This is a genomic window from Streptomyces sp. NPDC050564 (genome assembly GCF_044457265.1).
In the GTDB taxonomy this organism is placed as follows: Bacteria; Actinomycetota; Actinomycetes; order Streptomycetales; family Streptomycetaceae; genus Streptomyces.
This window is the reverse complement of sequence record NZ_JBITGS010000033.1, coordinates 78,043-97,139: the sequence shown is the minus strand read 5'-3', so window position 1 is coordinate 97,139 and position 19,097 is coordinate 78,043. Positions and strand designations below refer to the sequence as shown.

Genomic DNA, 19,097 nt, shown 5'->3' with positions numbered 1-19,097 from the left:
CACCCCTGTGGTGTGAGAGGGGACGGGCCCGTCAGCGGGCCGTGCGGACGCCGTCGAGGGCGACGGTCAGGACTCGGTCGCGCTGTGCGTCGTCGAGGAAGTTCGTCGCGGTGATGCCCGCGATCATGCGCAGCAGGTCGTCGAAGTCCATGTCCTCGCGCGCTTCGCCGGCCCGCTGGGCGCGTTCGAAGAGCGGGCCGCCCGCCTGGTACATCGAGTCCCGGCAGGCCAGGAAGATCTCCGACTCGTCGTTGAGCGCCTCGCGGACGGCCCGCTTGGTCACGGTGTAGTCCACGAACCGGCGCAGCCACGCGCTCAGCGCCTCCCACGGCTCCAGCTCGGAGACCTCCTGAGCCACCCGGCACAGGTCGTTCACCTCGCCCGCGTAGACGCTCTCGAACAGGTGGCGGCGGGTCGGGAAATTCCGGTAGAGCGTGCCGATGCCCACGCCCGCGCGACGGGCGATGTCCTCCAGAGAGGCCTCCGCGCCCTTCTCCGCGAACGCCTCGCGCGCGGCCTTCAGCAGCGCGTCGTAGTTGCGGGCGGCGTCCTTCCGGTGCGGTCGCCGGGACGCGACGATCTCGCTGACGGGGAACGGCTGAGCCGTCACTGGGGCCTCCCATGGCGGGACGAGGTTGAAGCGGAGGTACTCCTCCGCTACAGTGGAGGGGTACCTCCACTTTACCAGTGCGGGGTGCGCTCGCCGTGGATGCGTGCGGCCGCACGCATCACCGACGCGACAGCACCGCCGTATCGGACGTATCGATCACCGCGGGCCCTGCGCCGACCGCACCGCCCGTCCACCCACACCCTTCCGCGACCGCCTCCCGCGATCGTCGGCGTGCCCCGCGCTGCTCCCGCGGCGCGCCCGCGCCGTACGACCGCGGGGGATGAACTCGGCCGCACCGTGTTCGCCTGTTCGGAGAGGCTCTTCATGCCCCGCACGTCCACACGCCTCACCTTCGCGGTCCTCGCGACCGGTGCCGGCGTGTTCGCCATGCTGCAGTCGCTGATCGCGCCGGCCCTGCCGACCGTTCAGCACGCGCTGCACACCTCGCAGTCCACCGCGACCTGGGTGATGACGGCCTATCTGCTGTCCGCCTCGGTCTTCACCCCGATCCTCGGCCGGGTCGGTGACCTGATCGGCAAGAAACGCACCCTGGTCGCCGTCCTGGTGATCGTGACCATCGGCTGTCTGCTCGCCGCGCTCGCGCCGACCATCGGCGTACTGATCGTCGCCCGGGTCGTCCAGGGCATCGGCGGCGCGCTGTTCCCGCTGTCCTTCGGCATCATCCGGGACGAGTTCGCCCCGTCGGAGGTGAGCGGCAGCATCAGCAACCTGTCCGCAGTGATCGCTGCCGGCGGCGGTGTCGGCATCGTGGCGGCCGGTCCCATCGTGACCGCGCTCGACTACCGCTGGCTCTTCTGGCTCCCCGTCGGCATCGTCGCGGTCACCACACTGATCGCTCTGCGCTACGTCCCCGAGTCGCCCCGCCGGGCCGAGGGGAGTGTCAACTGGCTCGGCGCCGTCCTGCTGTCGGGCTGGCTGGTGGCTCTGCTGTTGCCGCTCAGCCAGGCGAGCCACTGGGGCTGGGGATCGGGCAGGGTGATCGCTCTGTTCGTCGCCGCCATGGCGCTGTTCGCGCTGTGGCTGTTCGTCGAGGCGCGCTCCCACAGCCCGCTGATCGATCTGCGCATCATGCGGCTGCCCGCCGTGTGGACCACGAACGCGGCCGCGCTGCTGTTCGGCGCGGGCATGTACGCGATCTGGTCCTTCCTGCCCGGATTCGTGCAGACGCCCAGCTCGGCCGGTTACGGCTTCGGCGCGAGCGTCACCGCGGCCGGACTGCTCATGCTGCCGATGCTGATCGCGATGTTCTGCTCGGGTGTGCTGAGCGGCCGTCTGGAGCCCGTCCTGGGTGCCAAGAAGCTGCTCATCGCCGGTTCCGCGCTCGGCGCGGTCGCCTGCGGCATTCTCGCCCTCTGGCACGACCAGCAGTGGCAAGTGGCCCTCGCGGCAGGCGTGTTCGGCCTCGGCATCGGACTGGCTTTCGCCTCGATGGCCAATCTGATCGTCGGCAGTGTCCCGGCCGAGCAGACCGGCGCGGCGACCGGCATGAACGCCAACATCCGTACCATCGGCGGGTCCATCGGCGCCGCGGTGACCAGCGTCCTGGTGACCGGCCGCCTCCAGCCCTCGGGCCTGCCGTACGCGTCCGGGTACACCCATGGCTTCAGCCTGCTCGCGCTGCTCTGCCTCGCAGCGGCACTGGCCGCACTGCTCGTCCCGGTCCAGCGCGCGGGTCGCATCTCCGGTACACCCCGCGCTTCCTTCGACTCGTCCCGTACGGAGCCGGAGGCCGTCACGCCCGGGGCGCGGAGCTGACGGGCGCGGCGGCTCCGGATCCGGAGTCCGGCCCCGATCAACACCCTGCGGTGAGTGCGGCGATCTCGTCCAGGAAAGCCGCGGCGTCGGTCACGCAGTCCGTGACCGGCGCCGTCGTGCTCCTTGATGGCAACGTTCCGGGTGCGCTCCGACGCGGGTGCTGTGCCCGTACAGCCGGGCGCCCTCCGCAGACAGCCTGCGCGCGGCCCACCGGGTCGGAGCGGATTCGCGCCCCGGCCCGGTGGGCCGCGCCGTCCGTCAGCTCAGGCCGGCGGAGGACAGCCACGCCTTGGCGACGTCCAGCGGGTCCTTGTTGTCGTTCTGCACCTGGCTGTTGAGCTTGACCAGGGTTTCCGTGTCGAGCTTAGCCGAGATGCCATTGAGTACGGAAACTCCGGCCGACGAGAGGCCGCTCTTGTATGCCAGCGGCGTCACGTTCTCGAAACCGAAGAGATTCTTGGGGTCCTGCAGAACCACAAACTTGTTCTTGCTGATTCCAGGGTCCGTCGTGAAAATATCCGCGGCCTGGATGTTGTTTCCCTTGAGAGCCGCAACAGTCAGCGGACCACCCGCGTCCAGCGCCTTGAAGGACTTGAATTCGAGGCCGTATACGGACTTGAGGCCCTTCAGCCCCTGCTGCCGGGTCTGGAACTCGGGCGAGCCGCCGATGACCAGGTCCTTGGCCGAGTCGGCGAGGTCCGCGATCGTCGACTTGTCCGTCAGGCTGTACTTCTTGGCCGTGGCCTCGTTGACGGCGATCGCGTCCTTGTCCTGGGCCTGGGACGGGCTCAACAGGCTGAGCTTGGCATCGAGTTTGGCCGATATGGCCTTGCTGGTCTCCTCGACGGTCGTCGGTGCCGCCTTGGCGTCGAGATAGGCGAGCAGGGCCCCGTTGTACTCGGGCAGGACCGTGATCGTACCGTTCTTGATCAGGCCGTATGTGGTCTCGCGACTGCCGATGTTCAGCTTGTAACTGACCTTGATGCCCTTGGACTTGAGGGCCTCACCATAAATGTCGGCGAGCAGGATGCTCTCGGGGAAGTTGTTCGAACCGACAACGACCGTACCGCCCTTGGCGGTGTCCCCCTTCAACGGGTCGCTCTTGCCGGAGTCGTCGGAGGAACCGCAGCCCGTCAGTGCGGCCGCGGCCACAACCAGCAGGGAAACAGCGTACGTTGCGGACGTTCTGGTGCTTCTGGCGATGGTCACGTTGGTCATCCAGACTTGGCATCGGGTGGGGCGGTGGTGGCCGGAAGGCGCGGGTGGTGACGGTCCAGACCGATCCAATCTAGCCCTGTCACGGACCGTCAAGACACGAATAGATCACCGATGGGGACCACGTGGCTGCACCCCGTATGCGCAACGCGGCCAATATGCGCGCGAATCCGGCGTCTCCGCATGTCACTTTTTGGTTGATCATGGCCGTACTCTTGCGGCAGCCGCTAATGTTGGCGCGTCGAGGGCCCTGTTCCACTTGTCGGCCTGAGCGCGCTGTCGCGATTGCTGAACCACGCAGCCCGGGCAAGGGGCTTCCACGGGGAACAACGTCGAGGAGGTTGGGTGCCCGCGCACAGAAAGGTCGCCCCGGGGCTGCCGACCACGGCTCCAGGAACAGGCCGAACGCCATCCCTCCTCGACCGTTGGCCCTTCCGCCGGAAACTCAACGTCCTGGTGATCGTGCCGCTCGTGGTCGTCTCCGTGATCCTCTCCTATATCGTCTACGGCCAGGTCGACCGCGCCCGGTCCGCAGCCGACACCGCCCAACTCGTGCGGGACAGCGCGCAGGTCACCCAACTCATCGACGGCGTACAGACCGAGCACCGGCAGGCACTCCTGGTCTCCCTGCGCCACGAGGCCGCACGCTCCGCCGACAGCCCGCCCGACACCTCCGCGTATCTCCAGGCACAGCAGAAGGTCGGCGCCCAGATCGAGGCCGTCCGGTCGGCGTACGGGGACCGGCTGCCCGAAGCCGAGGCCCAGGCGCTCAAGGAGTTGGAGGGCTTGGACAGCCTCCGCAAGTCCGTCGAACAGGGACCGATAGCCGCCGACAACATCGACCCCGCGTACGGATCGGTGATCGAGGGGCTCATCAACGGCCTCGGCCTCGGCCGGTCGGGCAGCGAGTCCTCGTCGTCCGCGGGCAATCTGCTCGATGCGCTGCTGCGTGCCGACACGGCCCACGCGTCGTTCGAGACCAGCGTCTTCGCGGCCCGCACCCGGGACCCCAACGCGCTCATCGAGTTCACCGGAGCGGTCGGCGACTACGACCAGTACACCTACCAGGCCGAGCGGTTCACCCGGTTCGCCACCCAGGAACAGGGCAGCGATCTCGCCGAGATCGAACACAGCCCGTACCAGAGCGTCATCTCCCAGCACTGGGCCTCGCTCCAGGTCGACCCCGGCGCTCTGGTCGCCGCGAGCTCGGCGCAGCTGCGTGCCGCGCTCGACGACGCGCTGACGGCCGACCCCACCTACGAGCGCCAGGCCCAGAACCGGCTGAAGATCGTCCAGGGGCTCATCGACGAGATCGCCGCCGACACCCAGGGCGCCTCGAACAGCGCCTGGTGGCAGGTGGCTTGGCTGATCGCCGGCACCCTGCTCGCCTTCGGCGCCTGGCTGCTGTTCTCGGTGCTGATGCGCCGCTCCGTGGTGCGGACCGTGCGGAGCCTCACCACGGCGGCCCAGCATGTGGCCACCGCGGCTCAGACCGAGCTGGCCCGGGTCGCCGACGACGACGCCGACGACGCGAGCCCGCCGCGCCTCGAAGCCGTGCCCGTGCCGGTGCGCGACGAGATCGGTGAACTGGCCGAAGCCTTCAACCAGGTTCAGGTCACCGCCACCGCCCTGCTGGAGCGCCAGGTCATCAGCCGCCGCAACATCGCCGAGATGTTCGGCAACGTCGGCCGCCGCGTCAGCAACCTGACGGCACGTCAACTCGCGCTGATCGACTCGGTGGAGCGCGGCGAGACCGACCCCGAGGTACTGGACCGGCTCTACCGCATCGACCACATCGCCGTACGTCTGCAGCGCAACGCCGACAGCCTGATGCTGCTCGCCGGGATCAGCGAGACGGGCCTGAACACCGAACCCATGCGGCTCAGCAACATCGTGCGCGCCGCGCTGGGCCAGATCGAGGGCTACCAGCGTGTCACTCCGCATGCCGAGGGCGATGTCACCGTCGCCCCCGACATCGTCGGCGATCTGACGTTGATGCTCGCCGAACTGCTGGAGAACGCGGTGATGTTCTCCCCTGCGACCAGCGGCGTCGAGGTGGTCCTGCGCCCCCGGCACGGATCCGGCGGTGCCCTCGTCGAGATCATCGACCACGGGCTCGGAATGAGCCCGGAGCGGCTGGCGGAGGAGAACGCCCGCCTGATCCGCCGTGAGCGGCTCGACCTGGCGCCGACGGAGGTCCTCGGCCTGTTCGTGGTCGGCGGACTGTCCCGGCGCTGGGGCATCGAAGTCGTACTGTCCCGCACCCCGGGCGGTGGCGTCACCGCCACCGTCGCCGTCCCCTCGGCGCAGCTCCTGCTCACCGATCCGGCACAGTCCGCGGCCCGGGCCCCGCACATCCTGCCGCCCGCCCGTCATTCCGCCGGGAGTGAGCCGCGCCACGCGAGGGTCGAATCCCCGCCCGGGCCCTCGGGCCTGCCCCGCAGGATTCCCGCACGCTCCCGGGGCGAGGATTCCCCCGGCCACGCACGCCGCACGGAGGCCGCGCGGGGCACCGTCGGCGAGGACGTCATGGCCCACCCGGCGGGCGGACCCGGCGGGTCCCGGCCCCGGCAGGGTGGCAACCCGGGAACTTCCGTGCCGAATACGGGCGTCGGGTCGCGTCAGGCAGCCGGGCGCGGTACGGCCCCGGGTACGGCCGACGGGTTCGGTTCGCGGTCCGGTAGCGCCACCGACCCCCGCTCCGGATCGGCTGCTCCCGCGCGACCAGGCGATGCCGGTCCACTGCGGCGCCGGGTGCGCGGCGCGACCCTGTCGGCCACGACCGCGTCGAGCCGGCAGCCCGAACGGACCGTCCCGAACAAACCGCGGCCGCCCGCCTGGCAGCCCACGGATGCGGAGGCGGCCCGATCCGAGATCGACGAATTCGAGGCCGCCGTCCGGCGGGCCCAGCGCGAGAGCGCGACCGAGGGCCGGACCACCGGGCCGACCCGACCGGGGAGCCGGCCCGGCGCCCCGACCGAATCCAGCACAGAGAACACCAGACCCTCATCCCCGGAAGGCATGAGCAAGTGACCATGTGGACAGGCGAGCCGGAGTCCGGAGCCGTGGAACAGGTGACGGACGTGAAGGCGGCCGCTGCCGACTTCAACTGGCTGCTCAATCGATTCGCCACCGAGACGGCCGGGGTCGTCGACGTCATCGGCGTCTCCTCCGACGGACTGCTCATCGCGGTGTCCCAACTGCGCGGACAGGCGGACTCGGAGCGGCTCGCGGCGATCGTCTCCGGCATCACCAGCCTTGCCATGGGTGCGTCCGGCAACTACGGCCTCGGCGCTCTGAACAAGGTCATCATCGACTTGGAGGAGGGACACGTCCTGGTGTCGGCGCTCGGCGCGGGCGCGGTGCTCGGCGTGGTCGCGTCGAAGGAGGCGAAGCTCGGCAACATCGCGTACGAGATGACCCTCTTCGCCAACCGCGCCGGTGCCGTCCTGAGCCCGCAGCTGGTCATGGAGCTCAAGAACACCGTGGGCATCGCCCCGACCGGTTGACGTCCGACGGGGCGTCACATGACCGGTGACGGTCCGCGAAGCGAAGGGGGAGGACGTCATGACGGACGGCGAGCCATCAGCCACCGACGACGCAGGGTGGGGAGTGGAGACCCCCGCGTCCGTCGTCCGGCCCTTCCTGCTGACCGCGGGGAGGATCGCCGGCGGCGACAGTCTCGTACCGCCGATCCCGATCGAGACCCAGGTGGTCACGACCGATCTGGGGCTGGCCGCGCTCGACGCCTTCGTCTTCGAACAGCACCGCGACATCATCACGATCTGCCGCCGGCCGCAGTCGCTGGCGGAGATCGCGGCGAAACTGCGGATGCACTTGAATGTGATCCGGGTGCTCGCCGACGATCTGCGTGCCGACGGTCAACTGGCCTTGTACGCACCGCAGGCCGATTCCGCCCGCGATGCCACCGTATTGCGAAGGGTTATCGATGGTCTCCGAGCTATCCCCGACTCCCGGGGCGCGATCCGTGAGGGCTGACGCCGAGGGGCCGCGGCCGCCGCTGCCGGTGAAGATGGTGATCGCCGGCGGCTTCGGCGTGGGCAAGACCACCACGGTCGGCGCCATATCCGAAATCGAGCCGCTGACCACCGAGGCGTCCATCACCTCGGTCGCGGCGGGCGTCGACGACCTCACGCACACCCCGGAGAAGATGACGACGACCGTCGCCATGGACTTCGGCTGCGTCACCCTCGATCCGACGCTGAAGCTCTATCTGTTCGGGACGCCCGGTCAGGAGCGGTTCGGGTTCATGTGGGACGACCTCGTCGAGGGCGCGCTCGGCGGGCTCGTCATCGTCGACACCCGTCGGCTCGACGACTGCTACGCGGCCGTCGACTACTTCGAGCACCGCGAGATCCCCTTCGCGGTGGCCGTCAACGCCTTCGACGGCAAGGTCGAACACGATCTGGACGACGTACGGTGGGCCCTCGACGTCGCCGACCACGTGCCCCTCACCGTGTTCGACGCGCGCGAACGCGGCTCCGTACGCGACGCACTGCTCGTCGTTCTCGAACACGCCCTGGCCACCGCCGAGCGGTGAAGCGGGGACGGGCCGGGCGCCCGTCCCCCCTCGGCATGCTCGTCAGGCCGCCCGGCGCCTGCGCACACCCGGGGACACTGTCACCCGGGCCACGGCCCAGAAGAGCACCAGGACGAGCAGCGCGAGGACAGCCGTGAGGGTGGCCCCGCCGACCACCTTCTCGTAGTTGCGCTGGTAGAGGCCGTCCACGATGTAGCGGCCGACTCCGCCGAGGCTCACATAGGCCGCGATCGTCGCCGTCGACACGATCTGGATCGCCGCCGAGCGCAGACCGCTGAGGATCAGCGGCAGCGCCGCGGGGACCTCGACCTGGAGCAGGATCTTCCCCTCGGACATGCCCATGCCGCGGGCCGCGTCGACGGGGGAGGGGTCCACATTGCGGATCGCCTCGTAGGAGGTGATGAGGACCGGGGGGATCGCCAGCACCACGAGCGGGATCATCACGGGCAGGATGCCGATGCCGAGCCAGACGAACATCAGCACCAGCAGCCCGAACGTGGGCAGGGCCCGGGCCCCCGCCGACACGAAGGCCAGCGCGTCGCCACCGCGGCCGGTGTGTCCGGTGACCAGACCGATGGGCAGGCCGATGGCCGCGGCGATCGCGAGGGCCTCGGTGGAGTACTGGAGGTGCTCCCAGACGCGCTGCGGGATGCCGTCGTAGCCGTGCCAGTGGGAGCCGTCGCTGAGGAACGACTGGATGTAGTTGAGTACGTTCACGAGACGCTCTCCGGGGTGCGGGCGGGGCCCGCGATCGTGGACGTACGGCGGCGGCCGGCCTTGCGCCCGGAGGGCGGCTGCCAGGGGGTCAGCAGCCGTCGCAGCAGCACAAGCAGGGCGTCGATCAGCACCGCGAGGACGGCGGTGGTGACCACCGAGTTCACCGCGAGGACGGGCCGGTGGTACAGCATCGCGGTGGTCAGCAGATTGCCCAGGGCTCCTTGGTTGCCGATCAGTGCGCCGACGCTGACCAGACTGATGCTGGAGGCGGTGGCCACCCGCAGCCCCGCCATGATCGCCGGTACGGCGATGGGCAGTTGGACCTGGAGGTAGCGGCGTACGTGACCGATGCCCATCGCCGCCGCGGCGGCGTTCGTCTCCTCGGGGACCGAGCGGACGCCGTCGACGACCGCCGGGACGAGGACCACCAGGCTGTACAGGCACAGCGGGATCATCACGGTGAGTCGGCTCAGCCCGGTGTAGTCGATGAGTACCACGAAGAAGGCCAGCGACGGGATCGCGTACAGCACCGTGGTGGTCCAGAGGACCGGCGGGTAGAGCCAGTTGAAGCGGACGCACAGCAGACCGATGGGCAGTGCCAGCAGCAGACCGATCAGCACCGGGATCAGCGCCTCCTGCATGTGCCAGGAGATCAGGCCGAGATAGCTGTTCTGGAGGTCGCTGGGTATGTCGAAGAAGCCGTTCATTTCGCGGCCTTCAACTGGGACGGGCCCTGGGGGGAGTCCGACGTGCCCTGCGGGGAGTCCGCGGCCCGTCGCTGCCGGGCCGCGCGGATCGCCGCGGCGACCGTCTCCTGCCCGGCGATCCCCAGCACCCGCCCCGTGCCGTCCACGGCGACCGCCTGACCGGTCGGCGCCAGCACGGCCCGGTCCAGGGCGACCCGGAGCGAGTCCCGGCCCACCTCGAAGCTCTGCCCGTAGGGTTCCAGAGCCTTGATGTCACCGCCCCACACCGCGAGATCGGCCCAGCCCAGCGGCCTGTCATCGGCGTCGGTCACAAGGACCGGCGCCCGCTCCGCGTCCCGCCCGGCGATCTCCTGCCAGTCGGAGCCGACCGGGAAGACACGGGAGCGGTCGAGTTCGAGGTCGCGGGTGGACAGGAACGAAAGACCGCGGATCCCCCGGTCGGCGCCGAGGAACTCCTCGACGAACGGGTCGGCGGGCGACGACAGCAGCTCGTCGGGGGCGGCGAACTGGGCGAGTTTGCCGCCGGTGCGCATCACGGCGATGCGGTCGCCGATCGTGATGGCCTCGTCCATGTCGTGGGTGACGAACACGATCGCCTTGCCGAGTTCGCCCTGGATGCGGAGCAACTCCTCCTGGAGACCACGGCGGACGACCGGGTCGACCGCGGAGAACGGCTCGTCCATGAGCAGGATCGGCGGGTCCGAGGCCAGTGCGCGGGCGACGCCGACACGCTGCTGCTGGCCGCCGGAGAGCTGGTACGGATAGCGGCGGGCCATGGCCGGGTCGAGGCCGACCCGTTCCATGAGCTCGGCCGCACGGGCCCGGGCCCGCTGCTTGGACCAGCCGAGCAGCCGCGGCACCGTCGCGATGTTGTCGAGAATCGTGCGGTGCTGGAACAGGCCGGCGTTCTGGATGACGTAACCCATGGAGCGGCGCAGGGCGTTGACCGGCTGGCGCAGGATGTCTTCGCCGTCGACCCGGATGGTGCCGCTGCTGGGCTCGACCATGCGGTTGATCATGCGCAGCGTGGTGGTCTTGCCGCAGCCCGAGGGTCCGACGAGAACGGTGATGGAGTGGTTCGGTATCTGCAGAGACAGGCGATCGACGGCCACCGTGCCGTCGGCGTATCGCTTGCTGACCTCTTCGATGGCTATCAAGCGTCGAAACCCTTCGGGAACGGCTTTGCTCGTACGTGGCGCGATCGCGTGCACGAGGGTGCGTAGTCTAGCCAGTTGATGTTCGATCGTGGTTGCCGCAGGTTACGGATCCGAGAGTGGCCCGGTGTCGTGATGCACACGTGAGCCACGGCAGTGGGGAGGATGCGCGGGCGCGGACGAGGACCGGTCGTTCTTGTCACCGTGACTCACGCCTTCTCCGCAAGCAGGCGCGGGAACCACGGTCTCACCGGTGGGCACGAGCGGGGCGGGCAGCGCTCGGACCCATGCGCTCGCCGTGCAGGACGCGGAGGTGCAGCGCGGCCCAGGTGCGGTAGGGCCGCCAGTTCTCGGAAACCTCGGTGAGGCCCCGGCCGGGCCCGTACCGCTCGGTGATCTCCGCCTCCAATCGGCGCTCCTGGGTCGGCAGTGTGTCGGGGTGGTTGGCGCCGCGCAGGACGACGAGCTCGGCGGAGAAGACGCCCAGCCCCTTGACCTGCTGGACCTGCCGCACCGCCGCCGCCGGGCCCAGGGCGCGCAGCCGGGCGCCGTCGAGGAGCCCGTCGAGCGCGGCGTCGGCCACGGAGTGCAGGTACTCGGTTTTGCGCCAGGGCAGTTCGAAGTCCAGGCCGAGCAGCGCCTCGGGGGAGGGGAACGCGCCGCCTGTGCCGTAGCGGGCGACGAGGTCGTCGCGCATGCGCCTGGCCGAGGTCATCCCCGTGCGCTGGGTCAGCACCGCCCAGGTGGCGGCCTCGTAGGGCGAGTGGAAACCGCACGGCCGCAGGCCCGGCCATCTGGCCTGGACGTCGGCGATGACGGGGTCGCGTTCGGCGACCGTCGGCCAGCCGCGGGCGTCGACGTCCAGGGACAGGAAGCGGCGCACCTGCTCGGCGGCGGCGTCCAGATCGCCGTCGCCGACCGCCACGACCCGGGCCGTGCTGCCGTACTGGGTGACCTCCGCGGCGACGCGGCGCCAGTCGGCGTCGGCGTGGAAGACCGTGCGCAACGCCCCGGCGGCACCCGCCGCCGAGGCCGGCGCCAGCGGCGCGAGCTCCTCCCAGAACTCCCGGCTCGTGTCCAGCGACCAAGGGCCGGCCACCTCGAATTCGACCGCGTGCTGCACCATGTCCGACCTTCCGCTCGGGACACCGGCACTCGTGGACGGGCCGAGAGACCCGGCGCCGCTGTCTGTGCACACGACCTTGGCCTCAATACCTGACAGAATCCGTCAAGTATTTTCGCGAGGTCCGCCCCGGACCCCGGATGGGTGACGCCCAGCGGCGCGGCCCCCGCGTTCTGACGGTCAGTCGCGTCGGATCGCTCCCGTCGCGGACCGGTCGTGCCACACGCGCAGGGACCGGGCGCCGTGGAAGGCGGGATGCTCGTCGAGGCGGCGCACATAGGCGCGAAGGCGGCTGTGCCGGGAGAGGGGGTCGGCCGTGTCGAGGTGGTTGAGCGCCACCCAGACGTCCACGTCGGCGGCCGTCAGATCCTCGCCCAACACATAGGCGCGCGTGGCGAGCTGATGGTCCAACAGATCCAGAGTCGCCGAGCGGGCTTCCGGCCGCGCCGTCGAGGTGACGTCGCGGTCGAGGAGTTCGCGCAGGGCGTCGATGTCCGCGGCGAGGGCCGGCGGGTGCAGCAGGGGGATGCATGCTCCGTCATGGCAGGTCAGCAGGCCCGCCAGGTCACGAAGGATGTCGGGGGTGTGATTGCTGACGATGCGTCCGCTCCAGCGGTCGCACAGCGCGGGCGCGGTCAGCGGGCCCTCGTAATGGTGCCAGGTGGCCTCGTAGGCACTGCGGAGCGAGGCGAACGCGTCGGGTGTCTCGGCGGGGTGCGCGAGGATCGTGGTGGCCACCGAGTCCTTGAGGCCGAGCAGATCGAGGGTGATCGAAAGGCGCAGCGAACGCGGACAGCCCTCGGACAGATAGAGCTGATAGCGGTGCGGCGCAGGGTAGAAGCCACCGGCGGCACCGACACCGATGCGGCTGCGGATGCCGTGCGGGCGAGGGGACACGGACGGTCCGGCGCCTGCGGGGCGAGTGCTTGGACCGGACACAACTGGGCCCGGAACGCGCGACGTCGAGGCGCGGGCGACTGCGGTGGGGGCGCACGTGCCCGCGGTTGCGGCGTGCGTGCCGGTGGTGGCTGCGCTGGTGGCGCATGTGCCTGAGGTGGCTGTGTTCGAGGCGCGCGAAACGGTCTCGGGCATGACTCTCCAGGGGAACGACGAAGCCCCGGCCGCATGTTGGGCGGCAGCGGCGGAACGGAGTGACTGCGCTTGTGCACCGGCTCGGAGCGGCCGGACTAGTACGCGCTGGAGACCCGCTGCAAATCGATGTGCAGCCGTCTCGTCAGGTCGCTCCTGGGCATTCCCACCGGTCCCGCCTTCAGGGCCCGCGAGCCGCGAGACCACGCTTGTCCCGCCGCACCGGCGGGACCCGGTCGTCACCCGGGGCACCCCGTCGCGGTGGAAGGGTTGCCTGTCAGCGGGCCGGGGCCGATCACCGCATCGCGCAGGCAAGCCCACGTGACGAGGCGCTGACAATCGTGACCGTCCTCGTCAGTGTCAGTGCGCTCCGTGACGCCGTCAAGAAGGCGTGGACCCGGTCTCACCACGTGGTCATTCGGGCGGGTGGACGTTGACATCGGTTTCCGAGCGTGCCTAACTTACGCCGCAGATCGGTCATGAGTGTCAGCGAAAAGCCCTGGCTCGCTGGCCGGCAACCCTCGCGTCGCGGTGGGGTGCCCCAGGTGACGACCGGACCGGAAGACTTTCGGTAAGCGCGAGCCGCCCACGGGCGGAACAGTGACGGAGACAACGATGAACGCAGCGTCGAAGGTGGCCGCAGAGCGGCCCCGCGGCTGCGTACTGCTGTGCGCGAACCGCTGCGTCGATCTGCTCCGCGTCAACAGTGCCCTGTGTACCGCTTCGGGCTGTGCCCGCTGTCAAGGCTGACGGCGTCCTGAATCTCTGACGCGTACCGCTGCCGCGGTGCGCCCTCTGCCCGCCCAGCCCCCGGTACCGGCGTCTTCCCGTTCTTCGTCCTCCGCAGCCGTCCCCGTTGTGCTGCGGTGCCGTTGCGTATGCCGCGCCCGGGGTGTCCGACTCCGCTGGAGCCCCCTCATGAGTGAACCCCCTGGCGTCGCTGTGTTTCTTGCCGAGGCACCGCCCGCCGACTCCCCGGCGAAGCCGCTCACGGCCCAGCGCGTGCTGCCGCTGCGCCGGCCGGGCCGCTGGATTGCCACAGCCGTCGTCCTGGTCCTGGTCGCCCAGATCATCCACGGCCTGGCCACCAACCCCTTCTACCAGTGGGATCGCTTCCGCTACTGGTTCCTGCGTCCCACGATTCTCGACGGCCTGGTCATCACCCTCGAAGTGGCCGCGCTCAGCGCGGTGTTGGGGCTGCTGGGCGGAGTCCTGCTCGCCCTCGCCAGGCTCTCCGGGAGCCCGGTGCTGCGTGCGGTGAGCTGGGTGTACACGTGGCTGTTCCGCTCCGTACCGCTGATCGTCGTCCTGATCTTCCTCTACAACTTCAGCGCCCTGTACAAGACGTTGAGCCTCGGTGTGCCGTTCGGGCCGGCCTTCGTCACCTTCGACGAGTCCCGGCTCGCCACCGACATGACGGTCGCCGTGATCGGCCTCAGCCTCAACGAGGCGGCGTACGCGGCCGAGGTCGTCCGCGGCGGCATCCTCTCCGTCGACCAGGGCCAGCACGAGGCGGCTGCCGCGCTCGGCCTGCCGAAGACGTACCAGTTCACCCGGATCGTCTTCCCGCAGGCCCTCAGGTCCATCACCCCGAACTACGTCAACCAGCTGATCGGCCTGATCAAGGGCACGTCCCTGGTCTTCTACGTGTCGCTGCTCGACCTGTTCGGCTCGGTGCAGACGATGGGCAGCACCTATCCCGGCGACATCGTGCCGCTGCTGCTGGTCGCCACCGTCTGGTACCTGATCCTCACGAGTGCCGTGTCTATCGCCCAGTTCTACGTCGAGCGGTACTTCGCCCGGGGCGCGACACGCACCCTGCCGCCGACCCCGCTGCAGAAGGCGCGGACCGGCCTGACCGATCTGCTGGCCCGGCTGCGCAAGGAGGCCGCCGTATGACCACCGCCCAGACCCCCGACGCGCGACCCGCCGCGCTTGAAGTCCACGACGTGCACAAGTGGTACGGCGCCCACCGGGTACTCGACGGAGTCGACCTGACAGTGCGGCCCGGCGAGGTCACCGTCATCCTCGGCCCGTCCGGCTCCGGCAAGTCGACGCTGTTGCGGGTGATCAACCACCTGGAGAAGCCGGAAGTCGGATACGTCAGTGTCAACGGCGAGTTGATCGGCGTCAGGCGGCAGGGCGAGAGGCTGAAGGAACTCAGCGAGCGGGCCATCCTGAGCCAGCGCAGCCGGATCGGCTTCGTCTTCCAGAACTTCAACCTCTTCCCGCATCTGACCGTCCTGGACAACGTGGCCGCCGCGCCCGTGGCCACCGGGAGGCTGACCAAGCCCGAGGCCCAGGAGCTGGCACGCGAACTGCTCGGCCGCGTGGGCCTGGGCGAGAAGACCGGCGCCTACCCGCGCCAGTTGTCCGGCGGTCAGCAGCAGCGTGTGGCCATCGCCCGCGCCCTCGCCCTGCGCCCGGGAATCATCCTGTTCGACGAGCCCACCTCGGCACTCGACCCCGAACTCGTCGGCGAGGTCCTGGCCGTCATCAAGGACCTGGCGACCAGCGGCACCACCCTCGTCATCGTCACGCACGAGATCGGCTTCGCCCGCGAGGTCGCCGACCGGATCGTCTTCATCGACGGCGGCCGCATCGTCGAACAGGGCCCGCCCTCAGAGGTGTTGGACCACCCGCGGCACGAACGGACCCGGGACTTCCTCAGCAAGGTGCTCTGACCGGCGCCTCCCTTCTGCCACATCACCGCAGTCACACCCTCACCCAGCGACAAGGACAGCCATGCCTACGCACTTCTCTCGACGCAGCCTGATACGCGGTATCACCGCGGCGACCGCCGTTGCTTCACTGGCCGCCGGGCTCGCGGCCTGCGGAGGCGACAGCGACGCCGCCACCACGACCGACGCCGCGGGCACGGTGACCGTGGGACAGCTGTCCAACGGGGCCGCCCGGCAGACCAGGTTGAAGGTCTCCGAGGTGAAGTCGATCAGCGCCGAGCTGCCCGCGTCGGTGCGCAGGAGCGGCAAGCTGGAGATCGGCGTCGGCGCCCTGCCCGACGGCTTCCCGCCCCTGGCGTACGTCGGCTCCGACCAGAAGACCCTCACCGGCGCGGAACCCGACTTCGGCCGCCTGGTCGCCGCCGTACTCGGCCTGAAGCCGGAGCTGAAGAACTCCACCTGGGAGAACATGTTCGTCGGCATCGACAGTGGCAAGGTCGACGTGGCCTTCGCCAACATCACCGACACCGAGGAGCGCAAGAAGAAGTACGACTTCGCCTCCTACCGGAAGGACAACGTCGGCTTCGAGGTGCTCAAGAAGAGCACGTGGAACTTCGACGACGACTACGAGAACCTCGCCGGCAAGACCGTCGCCGTCGACAACGGCACCAACCAGGAGAAGATCCTCCTCGAGTGGCAGACGAAGCTCGAGAAGGAGGGCAAGCAGCTCACCGTCAAGCACTTCGCGAGCAAGAACAGCACCTACCTGGCGCTGACCGGCGGAAAGATCGACGCGTATTTCGCCGCCAACCCCGGTGTCGCCTACCACGTCACACAGACCGCCAAGTCGCCCAACCCGACGCGCAGCGCGGGTACGTTCTCCGGCGCCGGCGCGTCGCTGCAGGGCTTGATCGCGGCTACCACGAAGAAGGACAGCGGCCTGGCCAAGCCGATCGCCGACGCGGTCAACCATCTGATCAAGAACGGCCAGTACACCAAGTGGCTGTCCGCCTGGAACCTCTCCAACGAGGCCGTCGACACCGCCCAGGTCAACCCGCCCGGGCTGCCGCTCGACAACTCCTGAGCCCTCACATCGTCCTGTTGGATGCTCAGATACGGCCGTCGGCTACGCACGGAGTCGACGGCCGTGAGCCCCCGGCAGTCGCCCCTCCCGGCTACGGAGATCCGACACCCCCATGTCCACCATCACTCGACCCACTTCGCCGCAGAGCCCGGCGACACCGCACATCCTGGACAACGCGGCCTGGGCCGCGCTGACCGGTCCGCATGCCGGGTTCGCCGAGCGCGTCGGAGACGCCGCCCGCTACCGCACGGATGTCTCCCCGTTCACCGCCCTGGCCGACCCCGCCGACCCTCACGCCTGGCAGGACCTGGCCGAACTCGTCGGCCCGGGAACCGTCACCCCGGTGTCCGGGGTCAAGGACGCTCCCGAGGGCTGGGAGACCGTACAGCGCGGCCGGGGCGTACAACTGGTCGGCACCGCGCTGCGCGCCGAGCCCGCCCCGGAGGCGGTGCGGCTCGGGCTCGACGACGTACCCGAGATCCTGGACCTCATCGCCTTGACCGAGCCGGGCCCTTTCCTGCCCCGCACGATCGAAGTCGGCACCTACCTGGGCATCCGGCACCGAGGACGGCTGATCGCCATGGCCGGCGAACGGCTGCGCCCACCGGGCTGGACGGAGATCAGCGCCGTCTGCACTCGCCCGGACCACCGCGGCCGGGGCCTGGCCACCCGGCTGGTACGCGCGGTCGCGGCGGGCATCAGGGAGCGCGGGGACACTCCCTTCCTGCACGCCTCCGCGAGCAACACCGGAGCGATCCGGCTCTACGAGTCGATCGGCTTCACCCTGCGACGCCGCTCGAACTTCCTGCGCGTGCGAACTCCGGGCACGACGCCGGAACAGAAGGCATAGCTGTGCTGTTGTGCTGTGTTGAAGACCTTGACGATGCGCCGGGGCGGCCGCGAACCCGCCCTGCCGGAAGGGCGGAGGTGACGGACGTGGCAGGTGTGTCCGGCCTCCCTGTCATGGACATCGCCCCGCGCCGCCGTGTGCACCTCTACTCGCGGCCGCACATCGACCTGCGGCGCGTCGCCGGCGCGCTCTGTCGCCCCTGACTGTCACCCCCGCCGCCGGATCCTCCCACCGAGGGTCCGGTGATCTCGTACGGTCGATCAGGAAGGCACCCCACCCGTGTCCTCATCATCTTCGTTGCCCTCTTCTCCCTCTTCTCACTCTGCGGCGCTGCACCTCGCCGTCGCGCTCGACGGCGCCGGCTGGCATCCGGCCGCGTGGCGCGAGCCCTTGGCCCGCCCCCGGGAGCTGCTTACCGCCGCCTACTGGAGCGACCTGGTCACCGAGGCCGAGCGCGGGTTGCTCGACTTCGTGACCATCGAGGACGCGCTCGGGCTCCAGTCCTCGCACTTCACCGAACCCGACGGGCGGACGGACCAGGTACGCGGACGCCTCGACGCCGTCCTCATCGCGGCCCGCGTCGCACCCTTGACCAGCCACATAGGGCTGGTGCCGACGGTGGTGGCCACTCACACGGAGCCTTTCCATATCTCCAAGGCGATCGCCACCCTCGACTATGTGAGCACCGGCCGCGCGGGCGTCAGGGTGCAGGTGTCGGCGCGCGCGAACGAGGCCGCGCACTTCGGCCGACGTACCTTCCCTTCGTTCCGTTTCGAGGAACTCGAGAGCCCGGCCATCAGGGAGTTGAGCGTCGAGCTCTTCGACGAGGCGGCCGACTACGTCGAAGTGGTGCGCCGGCTGTGGGACAGCTGGGAGGACGACGCGGAGATCCGGGATGTGGCCACCGGCCGCTTCATCGACCGCGGCAAGCTGCACTACATCGACTTCGAGGGCAGGCACTTCAGCGTCAAGGGCCCCTCGATCACCCCCCGTCCGCCGCAGGGCCAGCCCCTGGTCACCGCGCTGGCCCACGAGACCGGGACGGGTGCGCCGTTCCGGCTGGTGGGGCGTTCCGCCGATCTCGGATACGTCACTCCGCACGACGCCGAGCAGGCACGCGCCGTCGTCGCCGCGGTCCGCGCCGCACAGGACGCGGCCGGGCGCGCCGCGGAGCCGCTGCACCTCTTCGGCGACCTCGTGGTGTTCCTGGACGATGACCCCGCCACCGCGGTGGCACGCCGGGAGCGTCTCGACTCCCTCGCGGGTCACCCGTACACCAGCGACGCGCGGATCTTCACCGGAACGCCCGTCGAACTGGCGGATCTGCTCCAGGACTTGGGGAAGGCAGGGCTGTCCGGCTTCCGGCTGCGCCCCGCCGTCATCGGCCACGACCTCCCGGCCATCACCCGGGGCCTGGTTCCCGAGCTCCAGCGCCGCGGCGCCTTCCGGGAGACGTACGAAGCCGACACCCTGCGCGGGCTGCTGGGACTCGCGCGTCCCGCCAACCGCTATGCCGCCACCACTGTCTGA

At 69.9% G+C, this 19,097-nt stretch carries 19 protein-coding genes and 2 riboswitches; of the genes, 11 read left to right on the top strand and 8 right to left on the bottom strand.

Annotated elements, in window-relative coordinates; genetic code table 11:
• Positions 1-31: 31 nt before the first annotated feature.
• A complete protein-coding gene (locus ACIBK0_RS39100; RefSeq protein ID WP_399090860.1) occupies positions 32-610 on the bottom strand; it encodes a TetR/AcrR family transcriptional regulator in 579 nt (192 codons plus the stop codon).
• A 324-nt stretch (positions 611-934) separates the two neighbouring features.
• On the opposite strand from ACIBK0_RS39100, the gene ACIBK0_RS39095 reads away from it, so the two are divergent.
• Positions 935-2,386: an MFS transporter gene (locus ACIBK0_RS39095; protein ID WP_399090857.1), complete on the top strand. Its 1,452-nt coding sequence runs from the start codon at positions 935-937 to the stop codon at positions 2,384-2,386.
• 258 nt (positions 2,387-2,644) lie between these two features.
• Here ACIBK0_RS39095 and ACIBK0_RS39090 read toward each other — a convergent pair whose 3' ends face one another.
• Positions 2,645-3,604: an ABC transporter substrate-binding protein gene (locus tag ACIBK0_RS39090; RefSeq protein ID WP_399090854.1), complete on the bottom strand. Its 960-nt coding sequence runs from the start codon at positions 3,602-3,604 to the stop codon at positions 2,645-2,647.
• A 342-nt stretch (positions 3,605-3,946) separates the two neighbouring features.
• Here ACIBK0_RS39090 and ACIBK0_RS39085 point away from each other — a divergent pair, with 342 nt between their 5' ends.
• Genes ACIBK0_RS39085 through ACIBK0_RS39070 form a run of 4 tightly spaced genes read left to right on the top strand, consistent with a single transcriptional unit; the run spans position 3,947 to position 8,162 of the window.
• Positions 3,947-6,634 carry an ATP-binding protein gene (locus tag ACIBK0_RS39085; protein WP_399090851.1) on the top strand — a complete coding sequence of 896 codons (2,688 nt, stop codon included), beginning with the start codon at positions 3,947-3,949 and terminating at the stop codon, positions 6,632-6,634.
• A 2-nt stretch (positions 6,635-6,636) separates the two neighbouring features.
• A complete protein-coding gene (locus ACIBK0_RS39080; protein WP_399090928.1) occupies positions 6,637-7,110 on the top strand; it encodes a roadblock/LC7 domain-containing protein in 474 nt (157 codons plus the stop codon).
• Positions 7,111-7,168: 58 nt separating this feature from the next.
• Positions 7,169-7,600: a DUF742 domain-containing protein gene (locus ACIBK0_RS39075; protein ID WP_399090848.1), complete on the top strand. Its 432-nt coding sequence runs from the start codon at positions 7,169-7,171 to the stop codon at positions 7,598-7,600.
• Positions 7,551-8,162 carry a GTP-binding protein gene (locus tag ACIBK0_RS39070; protein ID WP_399090845.1) on the top strand — a complete coding sequence of 204 codons (612 nt, stop codon included), beginning with the start codon at positions 7,551-7,553 and terminating at the stop codon, positions 8,160-8,162. The genes ACIBK0_RS39075 and ACIBK0_RS39070 overlap by 50 nt, the downstream gene beginning before the upstream one ends.
• A 42-nt stretch (positions 8,163-8,204) precedes the next feature.
• On the opposite strand, the gene ACIBK0_RS39065 is transcribed toward ACIBK0_RS39070, so the two are convergent.
• From ACIBK0_RS39065 to ACIBK0_RS39040, 6 genes are all read right to left on the bottom strand, one after another.
• A complete protein-coding gene (locus ACIBK0_RS39065; RefSeq protein WP_399090842.1) occupies positions 8,205-8,879 on the bottom strand; it encodes an ABC transporter permease in 675 nt (224 codons plus the stop codon).
• On the bottom strand, positions 8,876-9,586 hold the full coding sequence (locus ACIBK0_RS39060) for an ABC transporter permease (protein ID WP_399090839.1): 711 nt from the start codon (positions 9,584-9,586) through the stop codon (positions 8,876-8,878). Before ACIBK0_RS39060 ends, ACIBK0_RS39065 begins: the two co-directional genes overlap by 4 nt.
• Complete coding sequence (locus ACIBK0_RS39055; RefSeq protein ID WP_399090836.1) at positions 9,583-10,743, bottom strand: ABC transporter ATP-binding protein; 1,161 nt, start codon at positions 10,741-10,743, stop codon at positions 9,583-9,585. The genes ACIBK0_RS39060 and ACIBK0_RS39055 overlap by 4 nt, the downstream gene beginning before the upstream one ends.
• Before the next feature lie 244 nt (positions 10,744-10,987).
• Complete coding sequence (locus ACIBK0_RS39050) at positions 10,988-11,866, bottom strand: DNA-3-methyladenine glycosylase family protein (protein ID WP_399090833.1); 879 nt, start codon at positions 11,864-11,866, stop codon at positions 10,988-10,990.
• A gap of 177 nt (positions 11,867-12,043) precedes the next feature.
• A complete protein-coding gene (locus ACIBK0_RS39045) occupies positions 12,044-12,760 on the bottom strand; it encodes a glutathione S-transferase C-terminal domain-containing protein (RefSeq protein ID WP_399090830.1) in 717 nt (238 codons plus the stop codon).
• A gap of 290 nt (positions 12,761-13,050) precedes the next feature.
• Positions 13,051-13,116 (bottom strand): putative leader peptide, encoded by a 66-nt coding sequence (locus ACIBK0_RS39040; RefSeq protein ID WP_399090925.1) that lies wholly within the window; start codon positions 13,114-13,116, stop codon positions 13,051-13,053.
• Positions 13,117-13,152: 36 nt separating this feature from the next.
• A riboswitch (SAM riboswitch) is annotated at positions 13,153-13,299 on the bottom strand.
• 128 nt (positions 13,300-13,427) lie between these two features.
• Positions 13,428-13,536: riboswitch (SAM riboswitch) on the top strand.
• A gap of 334 nt (positions 13,537-13,870) precedes the next feature.
• On the opposite strand from ACIBK0_RS39040, the gene ACIBK0_RS39035 reads away from it, so the two are divergent.
• The 6 genes from ACIBK0_RS39035 to ACIBK0_RS39010 all read left to right on the top strand — a co-directional run bounded on the left by ACIBK0_RS39035 (position 13,871) and on the right by ACIBK0_RS39010 (position 19,097).
• Positions 13,871-14,851 carry an amino acid ABC transporter permease gene (locus ACIBK0_RS39035; RefSeq protein ID WP_399090827.1) on the top strand — a complete coding sequence of 327 codons (981 nt, stop codon included), beginning with the start codon at positions 13,871-13,873 and terminating at the stop codon, positions 14,849-14,851.
• A complete protein-coding gene (locus tag ACIBK0_RS39030; protein WP_399090824.1) occupies positions 14,848-15,636 on the top strand; it encodes an amino acid ABC transporter ATP-binding protein in 789 nt (262 codons plus the stop codon). The genes ACIBK0_RS39035 and ACIBK0_RS39030 overlap by 4 nt, the downstream gene beginning before the upstream one ends.
• A gap of 61 nt (positions 15,637-15,697) precedes the next feature.
• Positions 15,698-16,717: an ABC transporter substrate-binding protein gene (locus ACIBK0_RS39025; RefSeq protein WP_399090821.1), complete on the top strand. Its 1,020-nt coding sequence runs from the start codon at positions 15,698-15,700 to the stop codon at positions 16,715-16,717.
• A gap of 112 nt (positions 16,718-16,829) precedes the next feature.
• Positions 16,830-17,567 (top strand): GNAT family N-acetyltransferase, encoded by a 738-nt coding sequence (locus tag ACIBK0_RS39020; RefSeq protein ID WP_399090818.1) that lies wholly within the window; start codon positions 16,830-16,832, stop codon positions 17,565-17,567.
• An 86-nt stretch (positions 17,568-17,653) separates the two neighbouring features.
• Positions 17,654-17,770, top strand: coding sequence for a putative leader peptide (locus ACIBK0_RS39015; protein WP_399090815.1), 117 nt, complete (start codon positions 17,654-17,656; stop codon positions 17,768-17,770).
• 76 nt (positions 17,771-17,846) lie between these two features.
• Positions 17,847-19,097, top strand: a complete 1,251-nt coding sequence (locus ACIBK0_RS39010; protein WP_399090812.1) for an LLM class flavin-dependent oxidoreductase — start codon at positions 17,847-17,849, stop codon at positions 19,095-19,097.